Raw genomic sequence first — 19,742 nt, forward strand, 5'->3', positions numbered from 1 at the left:
CGTTAGTATTATTTATAATGAGGAGTAAGCATATTCCTAGGATCAAGGATTTCGTCTAATTTCTCCTGCGAAAGCAACCCATGTTCCAGAACAAGATTATAAACACTTTTACCAGTTTCAAGGGCTTCTTTTGCAATTTCTGTGGATTGTTTATATCCAATATAAGGATTGAGGGCAGTTACAATTCCAATACTGTGTCTTACCATATTCAGGCAAACTTCTTTATTTGCGGTGATTCCTACTACGCATTTTTCACGAAGTGTATCCAGCGCATTACACAAAAACTGAATATTTTCCATGATTGCGTGAGAAAGAACCGGCTCCATGACATTCAGCTGCAGCTGTCCTGCTTCTGCTGCAAAAGTTACGGTCAGATCATTTCCTATAATTTTAAAACAAACCTGATTAACCACTTCCGGTATTACCGGATTTACTTTCCCGGGCATAATGGAAGAACCCGGCTGCATCGGCGGAAGATTGATTTCTGAAAGACCCGCTCTCGGACCCGAAGCAAGCAATCTCAGATCATTGCAGATTTTTGATAATTTAACAGCCAAACGCTTCATCGCAGAAGAATAAATTACATACGAACCTGTATCTGGAGTAGCTTCTACTAAATCAGGAGCAGAAACAATAGGATAGCCAGTAATTGCTGCAAGATTTGCTGCACAAAGCTGCGCATAACCAATGGGAGCATTAATTCCCGTGCCGATTGCAGTTGCCCCCATATTGACTTCTACAAAAAGATTAGCATTGTTATTCAATTTTGAGATATCTTCTTCCAGAGTAGCTGCAAATGCTTCAAATTCCTGTCCCATTGTCATCGGAACCGCATCCTGAAGCTGAGTTCGTCCCATCTTTATAACATTACGGAACTCCTTTCCTTTTTCCCGGAATGCTTCTACAATATTCTGCAGTTTTTTTACCAGATTCTCATTCATCTGCAATAATCCCAGCTTGATTGCCGTAGGATATGCATCGTTGGTTGACTGCGAAAGATTGATGTGATCATTGGGCGAGCAAAATTCATATTGACCTTTATTTTTTCCCAGTTTTTCCAAAACACGGTTTGCAATGACTTCATTCGCATTCATATTGATTGAAGTTCCTGCTCCTCCCTGAATCATGTCTATCGGAAATTCACTGTGCAATAAACCGGCTATCAATTCATCACAGGTTTCGGCAATGTTGAAGTATAAATCTTCACTTAAAAGACCTAATTCATAGTTGGTTTTTGCTGCTGCTTTCTTTACAAAAGCAAGTCCTCTGATAAATTCAGGATAAGAAGACAGAAGCTGTCCCGAAATTTTAAAATTATCTATAGCTCTTTGAGTCTGAACTCCGAAATAAGCATCTGAAGGAACATTTAATTCTCCTAAAAGATCACTTTCTTTTCTGAAATTTCCCATGTCAATAAAATTGAATTAAAGTTAGACTTTGAGATTGAGGTTAAAAAGCATCACAGCTTAACTTTCACTCTCTGTCTTACCCTTATTTTGAATATTTTTGATTTAATGCCTGAAGAATTGCCCACGTTTCAGCATCCATTATTCCATCATAATTTTGAGGACGGAAATGATATTGAAATGCCTCAATTGTTTTTTTGGTTGCATCATCCCATCTTCCGTTCGGAAAAATATCGTACCCGAATTTCTGAAGTGCAGTCTGAACCAGGAAAATGAAAGCAGTATCATTGTATCGTGCAGGAAGATCTGCTTCGGCAGAAACCATGAAGGTCTGCTTTACCGCTTCATCATACCACATTCCGATCTGATATTCATCATAAAGCTTTTTCCAAGGGAAAAGAGGACCAGGATCCTGCTTTCTTGTAGGAGCAATATCAGAATGAGCCAGCACATTGGTTGGAGCAATATTATATCTTACCACAATATCTTTAGCTAAAGCAGCAACTTTTTTGATTTGCTCATCACTAAAAGGCTGAAATATTTTTTTTCCCGTTGCATCGCTCTTGTAGCCAGAATTTACAATCTCAATTCCAATAGAAGTGTCATTAAGATTCTTATCTGATCTCCACGCACTCACTCCCGCGTGATAAGAACGTTTATTTTCATCCACAAGCTGATAAATTTCGTTGTCACCCAGATTATTCACAAGATAATGCGCACTTACATTTTGCTTGGTAAGTACTTCTATGGATTTATCATCCGGTAAAACAGTATAATGAAGAATCAAATATTTCTGTCTGAAATTTTGCGCAACAGCGGGAAAATATGTTTTTACAACGTTATAACCTGCAGGTTTGGCAGATACAATTGATCCGTAGCTTGCGGTATTATCATTCTTGGTAATATCTGCAATATTGGTAGTATAAAACTCTATTCCGTGATCTTTTGTAATCTTAGGTTTCTCCTTTTGTTCAGCCGCCGCAGTATTGATGGGTTTAGCTTGTGCCACTGCGGTTTTCGGACGATAAGTCGTTTTTTTGGTACTTTTCTGAGGAGCACACGAAAACACAAAAACACTTAAGCCGATGATATATAATGTTTTACGCATTTGTCTAAAATTTCAATTGTTTATTAGCGTAAAAATACGCAATTTTTTCTTGTAATTTATTTGGTAAATAAAGAAATCTATTCTATATTTGCACTCGCAATAACAGAACAAAGATCTTTAAAATATAAATAAAAAAGGAGGGTTGCCGGAGTGGTTAACGGAGCAGTTTGCTAAACTGTCGACGCGAAAGTGTCGCAAGGGTTCGAATCCCTTACCCTCCGCATTTTATTTACTCGGGGCGTAGCGTAGTCCGGTCATCGCGCCTGGTTTGGGACCAGGAGGTCGCAGGTTCGAATCCTGCCGCCCCGACTTCACGGGACAAAGTAGAAAAATCTACTTTTGTCCCGTTTTTTTTTGTATATAACTTTTTGTTTATCAAGTTGATATGTTGTATAAAATCGTTTCGACGAGCGGTTCGAACTTGGCTTTCTGAAAAAATGATTTTTTCAGGGTAAATTGAACCAATATCTTTTGATATCTCTGCAAGTTCTCCTTTCATTACATTTTTCTCTATCTCAATTATCTTGTTAATTCCTTGTTTTATAAGGTCTTGAATGTTATCTGAATCATAATTAACTCTATTTAGCTTTGCTTCCAGAGCAGAAATCTTTGAACTATAGACTGATTTCATTTCTCTATAGTCTTCAGCTTCAATCTGACGAGTAGCAAGCAGGTCTCGCGTGTGAGATAATCGATCTTCATAATCTTTAATTTCTGCCAAAATCTCCTTTTTTTCTGATTGTACTTCTAGTGTTCCACCTAGGTAGTCTTTCGAAATGGTTTCTTCATAGAAAGATCTATTTTGGATTTTAGGAAGAAATTCAATTAAGTCTTCTACAATAGCCGCGTTGACTTTTTCAGCATTCACACGATGCGTACATCCTCCGATACAATGATAATATGCATAGTAACGGTTTCTACCTTTTGATTTACTTCCAGTCAATAACTTACTGCATTCAGGGCAAACCAAATATCCTCTAACCGGAAACTCATCAATGGTTTTTATCTTGGGACGATAGTTTCGTCCGCGTCCATCTAATACGTCCTGTACTTCATAGTAGAGCGATTCAGATATGATTCCCTCGTGTTGCCCATCAACGAAACAGCTTTCTTCGTCTTTGAACTGGGGAACGAATATTTTACCACAGTACAATGGATTTCGTATAACCTGCCAAAAAGCATTCTTGCTACATTTCAATCCCTTTTCTTTCGCTTGCTTAAACACCTGCTCGGTATTGAATATACCTTTCGCTATTTCTTTAAATGCGTACCTTAAAACGGAAGCGTCAGGCTCTTTCGGTGCAATAAATTTCTTTCCATTTTCGGAAGTTTTATTTTCATATGCTACAGGAGCTAATCCCATATAGCGCCCCTCTTTCTTCGCTCGGCGCATTCCGTAAAATACATTCAATGCACGACGGTCATTTTCAACTTCAGGAGCCGCAAGATAAAATGCCAGCATCATTTTATTCTCAGGGATAGACAAATCAAGTGGTTGTTCTATCGCCTGCGGTTCTACGCCCAACCCGCGAAGAATGTTAATCATTTGATAGGCATCACCAGCATTTCTGCTGAAACGATCCCATTTCGTGAAAAGGATAAGGTTCACATGATTCTTTTTCTTTTTCAACGTTGTGATAAGGTTTTTCCATTGCGGTCTATTGAATGTTTTTGCTGAGTGATCTTCATAAATAACATCCCTTATCTCAATAGACTGATTAAGACAATATTTACGTAACATCTCTTCCTGATTTCTTTGGGAATAACCTTTATCAGCTTGTTCGTCTGTACTAACTCGTATGTAAATGTCTGCTATATAACCCATCGCTTTAAATCTAAAATTGCACATAATATGACCTAAGAGTTGTCCGATAAAAAAACTGCGTTGCAAAGTATTAAACAGTATCTTTTGTCTTAATGGCACTCGTTGGCTTTCATTGGCACTAAATTACTAAAACAATATCATCTAATCCCTTACTTTTCAGGAATATTGGTATAAAATAGCCGTTTTATTTAAAAATGATTTTCAGGATTGTCAGCGATAAATCTCATGCAATCCTGTACGGAATAAACCAAAAAAAAATGCCCAACTTGGGCATTTTTGATAGGTGCTTTTTCTACAGTAATTTTTATAGTTGGGATAATCAGATATAACTATAACCTATTTGTACAGCGGTGCAGAATTTTGATTTTGAAAACGATATCCCATCGAATAGCAACTTTTCTGGAAAGATCAGGCTTAAAAATCCCCTGAAGTCTTCACTGCTGCTTTGTTCCAAAACCTTATCGAGCTTGAGAAATTCTGCAATGTCATTTTTCAACAGCTCGTCTATATCTGGTATTCGCCCACAAACTTCCTGAAACTTTTTATTTAGCTGGTCAATTGACGTACTGTATTGGTTCTTTATCTCATGATATTCCGAAGCATCAATCTTGTCAGTGGCCAACAAGTCCCTGATATGCGATACCCTCTTTTCTAAATCCTTCAGTTGTACAGAAATTTGTTTTTTTGAAGTTTGAATGTCCCTGGTCTGTTCTAAATAGCTCTCTACTAAAATATCTCTGTAGACTTCTAATACTTCTTTTGAAGGTACATAACGTCTTAGCTCATTTTCAAGTAATTCAGTTAATTGTTCCGCACCGATTCGCATAGAACATCCTTTATAGCAATGATAATAATTGTAATATTTGTTTCTGCCTTTGGAACGGCTTGCTGTTAATAATTTTCCACATTCTGGACAGATCAGAAATCCTCGTAGTGGGAATTCATTACGAGTTTCAATCTTTAAGCGGTATTTTCTACCTCTACCATCCAAAATGTCCTGCACTTGTTCAAATAGCTCTTCACTTAATATCGCTTCATGTTGCCCTTGCACAAAATAACTCTCTTCATTTTTAAATGTGGGTATAAATATTTTTCCGCAATAAAGTGGATTTCTTATTACTTGCCAAAAAGCGTTCTTGCTGCATTTTAGACCTTTTTCCTTTGCTTTCTTCCAAATTTGTTCGGTGTTGTATGTTCCTTTTGCTAATTGCTCAAACGACCACCGTAAGGTGGAAGCATCTGGTTCCTTTGGTGTAATGTATTTAGTTCCGGCCTCATCAATCTTGTTCTTATAACCAACCGGAGCCAGCCCCATATACCTTCCTTCTTTCTTCGCCCGTCGCATACCATAAAATACGTTTAATGCCCGCCTGTCATTTTCAACTTCTGGAGCTGCAAGGTAAAATGCCAGCATCATTTTGTTTTCTGGTATTGATAGATCCAATGGTTGCTCAATTGCCTGTGGTTCTACATTGAGATCTCGGAGTTGATTTATCATTTGGTATGCATCGCCTGCATTACGGCTAAAACGGTCCCATTTGGTAAATAGAATAAGATCGATACGATTCTTGTTTTTCTTCAGATTAGCTATCAATTTTTTCCATTCAGGCCTATTAAAGGTTTTGGCAGAATGGTCTTCGTATATGACATGACGTATTTCTATGGAATGGCTTTCACAGTATTTGCGTAGCATTTCTTCCTGGTTACGTTGCGAGTAACCTTTATCGGCCTGTTCATCTGTGCTTACACGTACATAAATGTCTGCAATGGGCTCTCTGCTTACTCTCATCTTTCCAAATATTTTTTTACAGCGATCTGTGCTAGTTTTCTTAAAAACTGAAGCATTCTCGTAGCATCTTCATTTGACATTTCCGTCTTATCACCTTTCAGAACTTTCTTAAGTTTTTCAGCGGTAACCTTAGTTTTTTGTGAATTATCTCTCATAACCAACCCTATTAGAAAATATGGATTTTGAAATTATGTATGATTTTAAAGCGAAAGCCCAAAGATGTAGTCTTTGTCTTTTAAAGGCAGTATTTGACCATATATTATTGGCGACCGAATGAGATAGCAAATAATAAGCTACTGATTGAACACTAAAGTGTTGTAAAATTCAGCTTCGATGGCTGCGTGTTTTCTACACGCATCGGGTCATTATCCAATGCCTTTTCCACTGGCTTCCACATTGTTTTTTATCCAAGAGCCGGTATGCTGGTTTTGTCCCATTTCAAGAGCAAAGGTATTTCAGTGTTCATAACGCAACAGCAAGGTCGTGCCCTTTGGGTTTGCAAAATAATCTCCACCCATGCGGGTCGTATTTTTTTGACAAAACCTTGCTGCTGCTAAACACTAACCTTTTATGCTCGTGAAACGAAACAAAGCATACTCCGGCTCTTTACACGAATAAAAAAAATGTCAGAAATGAAAAATATCAGCATTGGAAATGGAAAAAGTGAAACGAAAACAAGCACCTCCTCTCATTGCCGAATAAAATCAAATCAAAAAAAATCAAACAGGAATTTAACAACGTAAAAATCGAAAATCATGAACATCACAGGAAGACTGACAAGGGATGCGGAAGTACGCACAACGTCACAGGACAAACAAGTAGTAAACTTTTCAGTAGCAACAAACGACAGCTACAAAAACAAGCAGGGCGAACGCATAGAGCAAACAACCTATTTCGACTGCTCGTACTGGATAACTCCCAAAGTAGCCAGACTACTCACAAAAGGCACACTGGTAGAACTGACAGGCAGAGTAAGTATAAGAGCGTGGACAGGAAATGACGGAGAACCAAAAGCAGGACTGAATTTTCATACCTCGCAAATCAAACTGCACGGAGGTAGCAGGAAAACAGAAACCACACAGGCTACTGACAATAACAAAGGTAAGGTTAAGGCGGAGCAAACCGAAGATGACCTACCATTTTAACAGCTATCAAATACTCATTTTTCAAACTTTTAAAATTTCAACAGCATGGCACATAATATCAATTTCAACAGCAAGACAGGACGTTACTCATTCTTTAGCGTAAAGGAAAAAGCGTGGCACGGTTTGGGGAAAATCGTACAGGATTACCCAACAAGCGAACAAGCAATCAGACACGCAGGGTTAGATTATGAAGTGGTAAAATCTCCACTCTTTACAAAAAGCTCAGGCATTATAGAAACTGCTAACGGTATCGAGATTGGAAATAGCGAACTGGAAGTACCTAATTATTTCGCCAACATACGCACCGATAACAATGCGGTTGTGGGTGTTGTGGGTAAAGACTACCATATCGTACAAAACAGAGATGCTTTTTCATTCTTTGACAGTATTGTAGGCGGTACGGACGGCATTTTATACGAAACCGCAGGAGCTTTGGGCAACGGTGAACGCATTTTTATTACAGCCAAATTGCCGAGTTATATCCGTGTGGGCAATGGCGATGATGTGACAGAAAAATACATTTTTCTAACCACTTCGCATGACGGTAGCGGAAGTATTACAGCCGCTTTTACACCTATCCGAATTGTTTGCCAAAATACCTTAAATGCTTCTTTACGCAATATGAGCAATGTGGTACGCATCAAGCACACCGCAGGAGCAAAACAACGTTTAGACAACGCACATAAAGTTATGGGACTTGCTAACCAGTTCAGCGACCAGTTAGAAGGGATTTTCAATGAGTGGACGAAAGTCAAGGTATCAGACCAAGAAGTTAAAAAGCTAATCCAATTGGCACTTTGCCCAAATAAGGAAACATTGGAACTGCTGAAAAAAGGTGCGGAAGATGAAGTTTCCACCGTATTCAAAAACGTTGTTGAAGATGCTTTTGCTTATGCAATGATAAGCGATACCCAACAAATGGAAACCACCAAAGGTACATTGTTCGGAGCATACAATGCGGTAACAGGCTACTATCAGAACGTAAGAAATTACAAAGACAACGAAGCCAAATTACAGAGTATTGTAATGGGTGGTACTGCTCAACTGAAATCACAGAAAGCATTTGAATTATGTACCTCTTTTCAGAAAGTCGGTGCAGACGTTTTTCAACTCAATTAATTAAACGACAGGCTACCGCCTTACAAACGGTGGTAGCCTTTAAAAAGCATTACAATGAAAGCATTAGAAGAAATGAACAATGTGGAAAAGGGATATATACTGGCAAAACTGTTTTCCAAAAACCTTAAGGAAATAAGCCTTTTTATACAGCAGGAAACCGAGCGTTTCAGAAAACACGAGGAATATATGCGGAGTATATGGGCAGATAAAACCCTTATTACAGCCAATTTTTGGTTTGGTCTTGTAGAGAATACCGAAAGAATTTTAAAGCAGTACAACGTGATGTTACAGCGAAACCCAAGAGTATTTTCTGACCAACTTTTTGACGGTTACAATGCCATATTTGTTTCAAATAGCTTGATAGAATATGCGGAAAAACCCGAATGTAACCACCAACTAAAACAGGCTATACACCTGCTTTTCGGAGAACAAAAAATGATTGAAATAACCTTAAATGATAACAGCAATGGCGAACTGGTGTAGTAATACGGTTGTGTTCGAGGGAAAACCCGAAGCAATCACACAGATACAACAACTTTTCCAAATCTTAAAGGAAAAGGAAGAGCAAGCCGAAGAAGGGCAATTGCCCGACTTTTCAGACAGTACGAACGGTGGGTATTTCTTCAATATCTACTGGAACGAGGGCGATGAAGGAAATTTTCAGTACGAAACCAAATGGTCGCCTAACTCCGAGATACTGCGGAGCATAGCAGACCGATACCAAGTTGATTTTGTACAGGATTATGAGGAAATGGGAAACGGGATATATGGTAGAGCAACCTATCAAAACGGCATACTGGACGATGTATGTTTGAGCGATGAAGACATAGAAGCGTATGATTTTGATGAAGATACAGACACTTACCATTTTGAGGGGGAAACTTATGAAAGTGATTGCGAAATACTGGAAACGCTTTTGGAACGCAAATTATCATTGCTATGAAAGTAACGGATTTAAACGGATGCTCTATCGAAGTCACTGACCTTGATGAAGCCATAAAGATTAGCAAGCGGTTCACTGGTTACAGACACGAGGACGAAAGTTTTTCAGAGTTCGACAAGAGACAGAACGCCTACTGGACAGATATGTTCAATAAACTGACAGCTAAGAAAAAACGATTAGAGGATAAACAAAAAAATTAGAACGATGAACACAAATTTTTTCAATCAGATACAGCAGTTGGACTTTACAGGAGTATTGCAACTGAACATTTCAAAGGGAGCAGAAACCAAGCTAATCGTATCGGTTATGCTTAACAATGAACAATGCGGGGATAGTGCAAAAAACCTTATTCCGCCCCTTACATTCAATGCTACCGCACAGGAGTTTGATGAGGGATTTTTTGAACAGATAACCGCACCAGTACAGACCGTTTCGGGTTTGATGGTGGATATGGAAAAGTTCTTAAAACAAATGGAGGAAGTCAAAAAACAATCGGCAATGGAAAAGGAAAAAGCCGATAAGGAGAAGAAAGAAAAGGAAGCCAGGGACAAGAAGTATAAAGAAGCTATGGCAAAGGCAGACGAACTGGAAAAAGAGGGCAAATTCCGTGAAGCGTGGATGAAAGTGCCGAACCCTGTCGATTTTCCCGACTATGCAGAAGCCATACGCAAACGCAAAACTTCACTATCGGACAAGTTTGCCACACCGAGCCTTTTCGGTACTACGGAAGAAGCACCCGAACCGATACAATCGGCAGTAGTTACAGACGATTACCCGATTGATGAAGCAGGAGAAGAAGAATAAAAGTATTAACCCTAAAATCAAATGTTATGTTATTAGCAACGCAATTACAACGAGTTTTTATATTGAATGATAAGGGGCAGGAAATCAAACTCAACGACCCCGAACCGCAATGGAGTGTACAGGCAGTAATGAATTTTTATTCCAATACATACCCCATTCTGACTACCGCAAAAGTATCAGCACCACAAATCAAGGACGATACCGTACAGTACCGCTTTGAAAGTGCAATGGGAACAAAAGGTTAAACTAAAACAGTAAAACAATGACTTATGCAACGACATACCGTATCGGGAACATTCCAAATGCCCCAAGAACCCAAGCAAAAGCAATTGCACCGTCAGTTGAGCGAGTTTGCAAACTGGATGCAACGACCGAAAGACGCAAACGAAATCCAAAAGGACAAACAGCAGTCCGTACCAGTAGCCATGTTGCCAATGGTTTTTTAAGGACTTCGTTTCTCCCAAGACTGAACGAAACAGAAACCGTACAGGCTTGCAGGGATAATGCTAAAATGGAAAGGGATTTTTATAGTTCCCTTTCTCAATTGGCAGAGCATTACGGTATCATTCCGAAATCAACGCAATCTTACGGCTACCCCTACAATATCGCATTGGCTTTAAAAGACACCGAAGAACAGCTAAAACTTAAAATAACGGATTGGGAAGAAATCAGACTGATACAGGATAGCAAGAAAGTGTTTTTTACAAGCGAGGAAAGATATAATACTGGTGCAACCCTGTATTACATTCCTGTAATACCCTTATTTCGTTGGTTGAAAGACCCAAAGCGAAAACATACCGCTCAACTGTTTTTGTCAGTTTGCAGTTATTTGTACCACATTGCCGACATTCCATACTACAGACAGGAAAGTAGTTACCTGTACTGGATGTATGAAATGCACAAAGATTGGGTAACCGAAGATGATTACGGAGAAGATACAGAAGCCTACCTCAGCGAATTTGCACAAGCAGAATGGATTGGCGACCGTATGGAACAGAAAATTTACAACGAAGCTAATTTAAGGCTCTTTAAAGAACGGTTAAACCGTTTTAAATCGAAAGATAAGATTGATGCTGATTGCTTTAAAGTAGCACAGGAAGCCTATGCCATTTATCAGCAGTACCCTAATACAAACGTATTCCGCAATGCCCGACCAAATGGCGAAGCCAATGAAGAAGACATGGAAAATATCATTTCAATGGAGAAGTATGTTTCATTCTGTGCAGACGGTACAGGCTGGCTTATGGATAATGTGGTAGAATCTGTAAATAGCGAATTACAGGAATACGGACAGATGGAAGAACCCATTATTATCAAACGGTTTGACGGAAGTGATATAACCGCCAATACTTTGGATTTTGAAAACCGTTTGCTACCGATGATAAATGAATTGACATACATTTTGAATAATTTTTAAAAACAAAGCTATGAACGATATAACACAGGATTTCGGAACATTGTACTATCCAAAATCGGCATTGGTATTTTATCAGACTACCGGAAAGGGTAACGATACTTATGTAGAGCATTTTGATATGGATAAAAACGGTATGCCTATTAATGCACACCCTTTGACCGTAAAGGAAGCTAACCAACTGGCTAAGGCTTTGAAGACCGCCAAAGAGGAAAAAGAACCGTTATTGAAACCGCAGGGAATATTAAGCAATGAGGTTTTATACTTTGAGCCTAATGCAAACAAATTAGTATGGTTTACCAAAGCCACACAAAGGGAAATGTATTTTGTAGAAAGTCTGGGCATACTTAAAGGCAAAGCCAATGTACCGCCCATGTTGTGGGTAGCAAACCGAAACGGTTTAGCCGTTTTTGCCTTACCAAATAGCAGAAGACCTACAATAAAAACAAAGCTGTACAATGCTCCTTTTTTTAACGTGTATGAGGACGGCAATGTATGTATGGGTACAGTTGATGTACGCATAAAGAAAACCGCTTCATTGGAAGAATTTATAAACAAATGGGAAGGTTTTTTCTTTAACAGCTATTTCAGTCATTTAATGCACGGTCATAACCCGATAAATGGAAATTGCGTAAGCCTTTGGGAAAATTTAATTGCCACAGGTGAAGCCTTTCCAATGGAAGTATTGACAAAAAATAATCTAACCTTAAAAGACATATTGCGATGAACAACGAAAAAATAACAGTCCATTTTACGGACAATAGTTTGATAAACGCTACCAATCCCATATCCATAAACCTTATCGGTGCAGGTGGCACAGGCTCAAAGGTTTTGACCGCCTTAATGGAAATGAACCACAGTTTAATAGCTTTAGGACACGCAGGATTGTCCGTTCGTCTTTGGGATGATGATGTTATCACAGAAGCAAATTTGGGTAGACAGCGTTTTGCAGAGTGTGAGGTTGGGCTATATAAATCCGTTGCTCTCATCAACCGAGCCAACCGCTTTACAGGTACAAACTGGAAAGCCGAAACGCAAAGGTTTGAAAAGGATAGTTTCGGAAAAGTTCCCGAAAACGCACTGGCTACAATCTTTATTACCTGTGTAGATAGTGTAAAAGCAAGATTTGGTATTGCCGAAATATTGAAAGCTTTGGACAACGGAAAGCATTACCACCATAAACCAAAGTATTGGTTGGATTATGGAAACAGCCAACATACTGGACAAGTATTGTTATCAACCATAGGAGATATAAAACAACCCAATTCCGACAGATACGAAACCGTTTCTAATCTGCCAATGGTTACAGAAGAATTTGGCGATTTGCTGAAGCAGTCCGAACAGCAAGACGACACACCAAGTTGCAGTTTAGCTGAAGCATTGGAAAAACAGGATTTGTATATCAATTCGTCATTGGCTCAAATGGGCAGTTCTTTGTTATGGGGTTTATTTCGTAATGGATTGACGGAATATAGAGGCTTTTTTGTCAATCTGAAAGATTTTCGCTCACAACCAATATTAGTCGCCCGATAGCCGAAATCGGGCGGCAAAAAGACACTCCCTCCCGAAGGTCGGGGCAGTCTTTTTGCATCTAAGCGGAACAACCACTTTGCCAAAATGTAAGGCTACGAACCGTCCTCACGTCACATTTCATCAAACAGGTTGCGATCTGTTTTGCAGGGATATTCGTTATCCCTTTTTGTCGTTTATGATATGACTTCTTTTCTTTCCACGCATCGACCAAAGAAAAGATTCTGTGTTGTAAAACAATTTTTTTTAGTTTTATTTAGTGATAAATTGTGTAAAATGACTTTAAATTGTACTTTTGCGTAACTTAATGAAAAGAACAGTACAAATATCATCTCAAGTTACGCCGCCTTGATCTTAGGCTAAACTGTTTTATTTCCCAATTTTAATTTATTGGCTTTTTTATCGTACCCGAAGATTTTACTTCAGTGTACCCACTTTTTATTCAAATTTTACATATTTAAACATAATTTTTTATGGAGAAAATTATCAATTTGTTTGATTTCAAACAGAAAATTAATTACAAGAATGAAATTCTTGCAGGTCTTGCAGTTGCCATGACCATGATACCAGAGTCTTTATCGTTTGCTATTTTAGCGGGGCTATCGCCATTGACAGGTCTTTATGCAGCCTTTTTAATGGGTATTGTAACCGCAATTCTAGGGGGCAGACCGGGAATGGTTTCCGGGGGCGCCGGAGCGACTGTTGTTGTACTTATTGCACTGGCAGCATCACATGGGGTGGAATATCTTTTTGCTGCCGTTATAATGGCAGGTCTTATGCAATTTTTAGTAGGAATTTTTAAACTTGGTAAATTTGTACGCCTGATCCCGCAACCGGTAATGTACGGTTTTTTAAATGGTCTTGCAGTAATCATTTTCATGGCACAGGTAGCACAATTTAAAGAAGTAGAAAACGGAATAGAAGGTTGGATGCAGGGTTCTGCCCTCTATTTAATGGCGGGATTGACGTTGTTAACCATAGCAATTGTATTTATATTACCAAAATTTACAAAGGCGGTTCCTGCATCGTTAGTAGCGATAATTGTTGTATTCGGTATCGTATATTTTTTCGGTATTGATACTAAAAAAGTAATTGATATAGCTTCAGTAGGTGGTTCACTGCCATCATTTCATATTCCAGGAATACCGTTTAATCTGGAAACCCTGAAAATTATTTTCCCCTACGCCTTAGTAATGGCAGGTGTTGGGTTGATTGAAAGTCTGTTAACGCTTAATATGGTTGATGAAATAACCAGCACAAAAGGACAATCTAACCGTGAGGCTGCCGCACAGGGCATAGCAAATATCACCAACGGTTTCTTCGGAGGAATGGGTGGATGTGCAATGGTTGCTCAGACTTTAGTGAATATCGGAGCCGGTGGAAGAGCCAGACTTTCTGCAATAATTGCCTCAATTGCAATCTTATTGATCATTCTGGTTGCAGGTCCTGTAATAGAACAAATTCCAATGGCGGCATTAGTCGGGGTGATGATGATGGTAGCTATAGGCACATTTGAGTGGGTTAGCTTTCGAATTATTAATAAAATGCCTCGACACGACATTTTTATTGGTATGCTGGTAGCAGTTATAACTGTACTATTACACAATTTAGCTTTAGCCGTTTTGATAGGTGTAGTTATTTCAGCTCTTGTATTTGCCTGGGAAAGTGCCAAACGAATACGTGCAAGAAAGTATGTAGATGAAGATGGTGTAAAGCATTACGAAATTTTTGGACCGCTGTTCTTTGGTTCTACTGCCGCATTTATTGAAAAATTTGACGTACTAAATGACCCGAATGAAGTTGTAATTGATTTTAAGGAAAGTAAAGTAGTTGATATGTCTGCTATTGAAGCTTTAAATAAAATTACGGAGAAGTATCACAAGGAAGGTAAAAAACTACATTTACGACATTTAAGCCAAGATTGCAGACAGTTACTGAAAAATGCTGAAACAGTTATAGATGTGAATATTATCGAAGATCCTACCTACAAAGTAATGACTAATAAGTAACATTGGTATATTTAAGTTTACATCGAAAGCTATCAGATTTTTTCTATGGTTTTCGATGTTTTTTTGTGCATTTCAGCCTTTTACTTTTAAACTAAGTTTAAATATTAGATTTAAATAAACACAAAAATGGTTCGGGGGTTATAAGCTAAAGCCAACCTCTTAAACAAATTATCGATAGAGAATTAAGCTTCTCTTTATTTACATCGCTACTTCCTGAAACGGAATGATTTGATGCTGGTGTTCTGAATTATAATAAGAATTGTTTTTCCATAATATAAAAGTCAATTCTAGGAGTTTTCTTTGGATGGCAACTATAGCCTTCATTTTGATACCATGCCTTGAAACCATTCTTAAGAAAATATCTCTGAACCTTTCATCAGTCCTAATTGCAGCTAATGCTGGAAAGTGCATTACCTTTCTTAAATTCCTATTACCCCGCTTGGAAATTCGAGGTTTGGATTTCACTGAGGTTCCAGATGTCTTTTCTCTTACATCTAATCCTGCATAACTGACCAACTGTCTTTTATTCTTTATTAACTCGAATCCGTTGGTTTCAGCGATAATTGTTACAGCAGTCAGATTTCCAATTCCCGGAATTGAAGATACTATTTTCATCTTTTCTACTAGAGTTTGATCTCCTTTGATAAGGATAGCAATTTCTTCTCTTATCTGCTTTTCCTGCAAATCAATAAGAGCTATTCTTTTTTTAGTTCGTTTAACTGAGCTTTCACTTGAAGTTGCAGAAGTACGTTCTGCGTGCAGTTGATTTTTCAACATTGTACGCTCATGTACAAGCTGCTCACGTTCCCGACAAAGCTGTCTCAAATCATTAAATATTTTTAAAGGAGGTTGCCATACTTCCAATTGCCTTTCCAAACCAAATCTAGCAATCGCTTGTGAAGCGCTCTTGTCAGTAATGGTTTTTATGTCAAGTGTTTTTGCATAATTACTGATCTTGTTTGGCAAAACGATGCTGACTTGTTTTTGAATACTGTAAAGATAGTAGGCTAAGGATTCATGGTAAACTCCTGTTGCTTCCATTACGTACCGTACTTCTGTTGTAGTTGATGTCTGTTTATTTACCCACGATACAAGACTTGAAAACCCTTTTTTAGTATTGGGAAATACTTTGTAGCCATAGACTTCTATGCTGATCTGTTCATCCATTCTACCAAGCGATACAACTAATTCATTTTGTGCAACATCAATTCCTACTGTCTGCTTTAATAATACCTTCATCTTATATGGTTTAGGTAAGTGATAACCTTCCTTCATCTTTTCTCCTGACTGGATATACTGGCTATTAAACTCATAATAATGAGCAAATTCCTTACATTCTGTTCAGATTCTAAAAGGTTAAAGAAGAGGAGGCAGTCTCTTTTCTTGAATATACCATAAGGCTATTTAAAGCAAAATCTGCTCTCGCCCTTCTTCACTTAGATTATATTATACAAACATAGGAGAAGCAAAAGAACGTCGCTTGGTTAGGATAGATTTTTGTTTGCTAGTTGTTTAAACATTGCTTTAATTCAGTAAGTTTGTTATTTGTAGCAAGATTCGTTATTGAATTTCTATTTGACCAAAAATAAGTAATTATAAATCAGAACCACTAATGAATATTAACCATATTGATAATAAAATACTTAGTAAACTCCCAATTGGTTCTGAATGCAATATTAACTGCATTCATATAAAAATTGATGATTTTAAGCCTATCATTAAAGAAATAGAAACTAATATTTCTGATACGAGTTGGATAAATAATTTGGATGAAATTTCCAAGAAAGTTTTTAAAGCAAATGCTGAAAAAACTATTAACAAGATAGTTAATGAAATAATTGCAAAAGTTTCAACTACTGTGAATACGGATATTGGCGAATATATTGTTTCATACTCAGCACAACACGCGTTGGAAGTTAAATTCCTACATAAAAAAATACCTCTAGCCGAACTATTGAAAGAAAAAATATCTGGTAATCCTGGTTTTGACTTTCACAGCATTAGTTCTGCTAATTATTTAATATTTGGAGAAGCAAAGTTTAGCACAAATGATACTCCAAGACCTGAAGCATTAGTACAAATAAATAATTTTATTAATGATAGAGATAATGGAGAATTACTTTGGTTACAACCATTTTTAGACGAAACTACAAAAAACAACATCATTAATGATGAAAAGGGATATGCCGCGGCATTTTCTTTCAATAGTGCTAGTATTATCACGATATTGAATAATGCTCTTGATTCTAAACCAATTAAAGAGATAATTAAACACAAAGAATTATATTTAATCGCGGTAGAATTATGTTAAGTAACATTTTATTTCAGCAGAAGGTTGATGAACAAACTATTAAAGAAATTCTTTTTGACTTTCATAAATATGGACCTGTCAGCAACAGTCATTTAGAATCTTTATCGTATTTAAAAAAATATATACCAGAAGATTTTAAAAAATATGAAGGGAAATTAATGTTTCTTATGGGACTGTTTTACAAAACAAGCACACCTAATTCGTTCATCGAAACAATATATAATGTATATGCTGAATCAATAATTGAAGAAACAGGGCATAATTTTACACCTGTTCAAGCCGATGCGTATAATTCAATAAAGAAATACACCAATTTTTCGTTTTCTGCTCCAACAAGTGCAGGGAAATCTTTTCTATTTCAAGAACTGATAAAAGAATCCAAGGGAGATATAATTATTATTTTGCCATCACGAGCATTACTTTCAGAATACTTAATAAAAGTTAAAAAATTAGTTTCTAAGGAAACATTAGTACTTCAATTCATTGAAATTGTCAACACTAAGCGCACAAAAAACAGAATTTATATTATTACTCCTGAACGGGGTGAAGAGATTTTCAGGAATATAGATAATCTAAATTTAGAACTAATATTATTGGACGAGGCTCAGATTTCAGAAGAAGGAATTAGAGGAATGAAATTTGATTCTTTGGTTAGGAGAATTGATAAAAAGCTAAAAAATGTTAAAAAAATTTTTACTCATCCATTTGTACTCAACCCAGATGCTCAATTCAAAAAACATGACATTACAAACAACACAGATTCAGAAACATACAATCAAAAGACTGTCGGAAAAATATACATTGAGCATTTTGATAATGGTTTTAAATACTTTTCGCCTTTCGACGATAGAATAAAAGGAAGAGGTATAGATAATAATATTGTTAAAGAGATCATTCAAAATAATGGTACAGCTTTAATTTATATATCTAAATCAAAAATATATGATGGGAGTTTTATTGAAACTTTTGCCGAGTATATTGAATTGTGTCCTGAAATTTCAGATGAAAAAGGTTTATCTTATATCAGTAAACTTGAAGAGTTTTTGGGAACAAAAGATGACCGAGAAAAAAACTCTGTATTAATTTATTTAATGAAACGAGGAATTGTTATCCATCATGGTTCAATACCGCTTAAAGCTCGTTTAATAATCGAAGATTTCGTTAATGGACATCATGCAAAAATTTGCTTTTCAACATCAACTTTAATTCAAGGCATTAATATGCCTTTCGATATAGTCTGGATCAATAATTTCACATTTACTGGAAACGAAGATCAAAAAACTCTTAATCTAAAAAATTTGATTGGTAGAGCTGGACGGACAACAACTGAAAATGATTGTTTTGACTTCGGTTACGTAGTGATAGAGAAAAAAAACAAAAAGCTCTTTATAGAAAGGCTAAATAAAGAGTCGAAGTTAACAACTACATCTAATTTAGATGACACAACAGATCCCAACAATGAAGATTTTATAGATATTGTTGACGCAATTAAAAATGACACCTTTAATGTTGATTTACAGCTTACTGAGAGCCAGATTAAACGGATATCAGGTGCAAACCTTGATGACGAAATAGTTTTTATCTTAGATAAATTTCTAAATAAGCAATCACAACCGTTAACTGTAAAGGAATATTATAGACTAGAAGATGATCAAAGAAAAAAAATTAAAATATCGTTTGAAAATATATATAAAGCACATCTTAGACGTACTGAGTTATCAAATGGAGAAAAAAATGTTCTCAGTACGTCTATTCCAATTTTACTCTGGCAAATTCAAGGTAAATCGTTTGCTGAAATTATTTCATTACGACATGCTTTTTTGTCAGAAAAAGATTATAGGAGGGCATTGAGAAGACAATTATTAAAAAAAGAGATAACTTCTAGAGAATTTAGACTATTATTATCAAAGAAAAAAGTTAGGTTTTCTTGCATCGCAGAACCTTTGCCAAATAAGACCTTTAAACGACCAGTTTCATTATTTCCAAGAGATACCAATATAGTTGATATTGATTTTGACAAGATAATATATGATACCTATGATTATATAGACAAAGTGTTGTCATTATCCCTTAAAGATCCTTTGTCAAGTGCCTTTATATTATATTTTCAAAAAACTAATGATATTAGAGCACAAGTTTTAAGCAATTATATAAAATACGGTACTAATAATGAGACTGAAATATGGTTAATTAAATACGGATTTAGTTTTGATGAAATTGAAGAACTTATCGAATATGTTGAAAAAATAGATGAAACAGAAATCGTCTTTAAGAAAAATATAGATGAATACACTGAAAATTTTGACAATTTTAAATTAATTGAAAGATATCTATAAATC

General features: G+C 36.8%; 17 protein-coding genes, 2 tRNA genes and 1 pseudogene. 14 read left to right on the forward strand and 6 right to left on the reverse strand.

Features of this window, described 5'->3' with window-relative positions; genetic code table 11:
• Positions 1 to 8: 8 nt before the first annotated feature.
• Positions 9 to 1,409 carry an aspartate ammonia-lyase gene (gene aspA / locus FNE73_RS06790; RefSeq protein WP_143884011.1) on the reverse strand — a complete coding sequence of 467 codons (1,401 nt, stop codon included), beginning with the start codon at positions 1,407 to 1,409 and terminating at the stop codon, positions 9 to 11.
• Between the two features lie 82 nt (positions 1,410 to 1,491).
• Positions 1,492 to 2,514 carry an N-acetylmuramoyl-L-alanine amidase gene (locus FNE73_RS06795; protein ID WP_143884012.1) on the reverse strand — a complete coding sequence of 341 codons (1,023 nt, stop codon included), beginning with the start codon at positions 2,512 to 2,514 and terminating at the stop codon, positions 1,492 to 1,494.
• 136 nt (positions 2,515 to 2,650) lie between these two features.
• Between FNE73_RS06795 and FNE73_RS06800 the strand changes: the two genes are divergently transcribed.
• Positions 2,651 to 2,735 (forward strand) — tRNA-Ser (locus FNE73_RS06800).
• Positions 2,736 to 2,748: 13 nt separating this feature from the next.
• Positions 2,749 to 2,823 (forward strand) — tRNA-Pro (locus FNE73_RS06805).
• Between the two features lie 529 nt (positions 2,824 to 3,352).
• On the opposite strand, the pseudogene FNE73_RS06810 reads toward FNE73_RS06805, so the two are convergent.
• The 3 genes and pseudogenes from FNE73_RS06810 to FNE73_RS16705 all read right to left on the reverse strand — a co-directional run.
• A pseudogene (locus FNE73_RS06810) lies at positions 3,353 to 4,363 on the reverse strand (recombinase family protein); the annotation flags it as partial.
• A gap of 295 nt (positions 4,364 to 4,658) precedes the next feature.
• Positions 4,659 to 6,128, reverse strand: coding sequence for a recombinase family protein (locus tag FNE73_RS06815; RefSeq protein ID WP_052217447.1), 1,470 nt, complete (start codon positions 6,126 to 6,128; stop codon positions 4,659 to 4,661).
• A complete protein-coding gene (locus FNE73_RS16705; protein WP_185147309.1) occupies positions 6,125 to 6,283 on the reverse strand; it encodes a hypothetical protein in 159 nt (52 codons plus the stop codon). Before FNE73_RS16705 ends, FNE73_RS06815 begins: the two co-directional genes overlap by 4 nt.
• Before the next feature lie 600 nt (positions 6,284 to 6,883).
• Here FNE73_RS16705 and FNE73_RS06820 point away from each other — a divergent pair.
• The 10 genes from FNE73_RS06820 to FNE73_RS06870 all read left to right on the forward strand — a co-directional run bounded on the left by FNE73_RS06820 (position 6,884) and on the right by FNE73_RS06870 (position 15,092).
• Complete coding sequence (locus tag FNE73_RS06820; protein ID WP_143884013.1) at positions 6,884 to 7,273, forward strand: single-stranded DNA-binding protein; 390 nt, start codon at positions 6,884 to 6,886, stop codon at positions 7,271 to 7,273.
• Between the two features lie 45 nt (positions 7,274 to 7,318).
• Positions 7,319 to 8,392 carry a DUF932 domain-containing protein gene (locus FNE73_RS06825; RefSeq protein WP_143884014.1) on the forward strand — a complete coding sequence of 358 codons (1,074 nt, stop codon included), beginning with the start codon at positions 7,319 to 7,321 and terminating at the stop codon, positions 8,390 to 8,392.
• A 54-nt stretch (positions 8,393 to 8,446) separates the two neighbouring features.
• Positions 8,447 to 8,875 carry a hypothetical protein gene (locus tag FNE73_RS06830; protein WP_143884015.1) on the forward strand — a complete coding sequence of 143 codons (429 nt, stop codon included), beginning with the start codon at positions 8,447 to 8,449 and terminating at the stop codon, positions 8,873 to 8,875.
• Positions 8,859 to 9,335 carry a DUF1281 family ferredoxin-like fold protein gene (locus FNE73_RS06835; protein ID WP_038331135.1) on the forward strand — a complete coding sequence of 159 codons (477 nt, stop codon included), beginning with the start codon at positions 8,859 to 8,861 and terminating at the stop codon, positions 9,333 to 9,335. The genes FNE73_RS06830 and FNE73_RS06835 overlap by 17 nt, the downstream gene beginning before the upstream one ends.
• A 204-nt stretch (positions 9,336 to 9,539) precedes the next feature.
• Positions 9,540 to 10,139: a PRTRC system protein E gene (locus FNE73_RS06845; protein ID WP_143884017.1), complete on the forward strand. Its 600-nt coding sequence runs from the start codon at positions 9,540 to 9,542 to the stop codon at positions 10,137 to 10,139.
• Positions 10,140 to 10,165: 26 nt separating this feature from the next.
• Complete coding sequence (locus FNE73_RS06850) at positions 10,166 to 10,384, forward strand: PRTRC system protein C (protein WP_038330829.1); 219 nt, start codon at positions 10,166 to 10,168, stop codon at positions 10,382 to 10,384.
• Positions 10,385 to 10,401: 17 nt separating this feature from the next.
• Positions 10,402 to 11,556 (forward strand): hypothetical protein, encoded by a 1,155-nt coding sequence (locus FNE73_RS06855; protein WP_143884018.1) that lies wholly within the window; start codon positions 10,402 to 10,404, stop codon positions 11,554 to 11,556.
• Positions 11,557 to 11,566: 10 nt separating this feature from the next.
• Complete coding sequence (locus FNE73_RS06860) at positions 11,567 to 12,280, forward strand: PRTRC system protein B (RefSeq protein WP_143884019.1); 714 nt, start codon at positions 11,567 to 11,569, stop codon at positions 12,278 to 12,280.
• The gene (locus tag FNE73_RS06865) at positions 12,277 to 13,086 is read left to right on the forward strand and encodes a PRTRC system ThiF family protein (protein WP_143884020.1); all 810 of its coding nucleotides are present in this window, start codon (positions 12,277 to 12,279) and stop codon (positions 13,084 to 13,086) included. The genes FNE73_RS06860 and FNE73_RS06865 overlap by 4 nt, the downstream gene beginning before the upstream one ends.
• Before the next feature lie 470 nt (positions 13,087 to 13,556).
• Positions 13,557 to 15,092 (forward strand): SulP family inorganic anion transporter, encoded by a 1,536-nt coding sequence (locus FNE73_RS06870; protein WP_143884021.1) that lies wholly within the window; start codon positions 13,557 to 13,559, stop codon positions 15,090 to 15,092.
• A gap of 198 nt (positions 15,093 to 15,290) precedes the next feature.
• Here the strand turns inward: FNE73_RS06870 and FNE73_RS06875 are convergent, their stop codons facing one another.
• Complete coding sequence (locus FNE73_RS06875) at positions 15,291 to 16,331, reverse strand: IS110 family RNA-guided transposase (protein ID WP_143884022.1); 1,041 nt, start codon at positions 16,329 to 16,331, stop codon at positions 15,291 to 15,293.
• A gap of 373 nt (positions 16,332 to 16,704) precedes the next feature.
• Between FNE73_RS06875 and FNE73_RS06880 the strand changes: the two genes are divergently transcribed.
• Together FNE73_RS06880 and FNE73_RS06885 are read left to right on the forward strand one after the other, a co-directional pair.
• Complete coding sequence (locus FNE73_RS06880; RefSeq protein WP_143884023.1) at positions 16,705 to 17,403, forward strand: hypothetical protein; 699 nt, start codon at positions 16,705 to 16,707, stop codon at positions 17,401 to 17,403.
• Positions 17,397 to 19,739, forward strand: coding sequence for a DEAD/DEAH box helicase (locus FNE73_RS06885; RefSeq protein WP_143884024.1), 2,343 nt, complete (start codon positions 17,397 to 17,399; stop codon positions 19,737 to 19,739). The genes FNE73_RS06880 and FNE73_RS06885 overlap by 7 nt, the downstream gene beginning before the upstream one ends.
• Positions 19,740 to 19,742 lie beyond the last annotated feature (3 nt).

This window comes from Chryseobacterium binzhouense, from assembly GCF_007474545.1.
Classification (GTDB): Bacteria; Bacteroidota; Bacteroidia; order Flavobacteriales; family Weeksellaceae; genus Chryseobacterium; species Chryseobacterium binzhouense.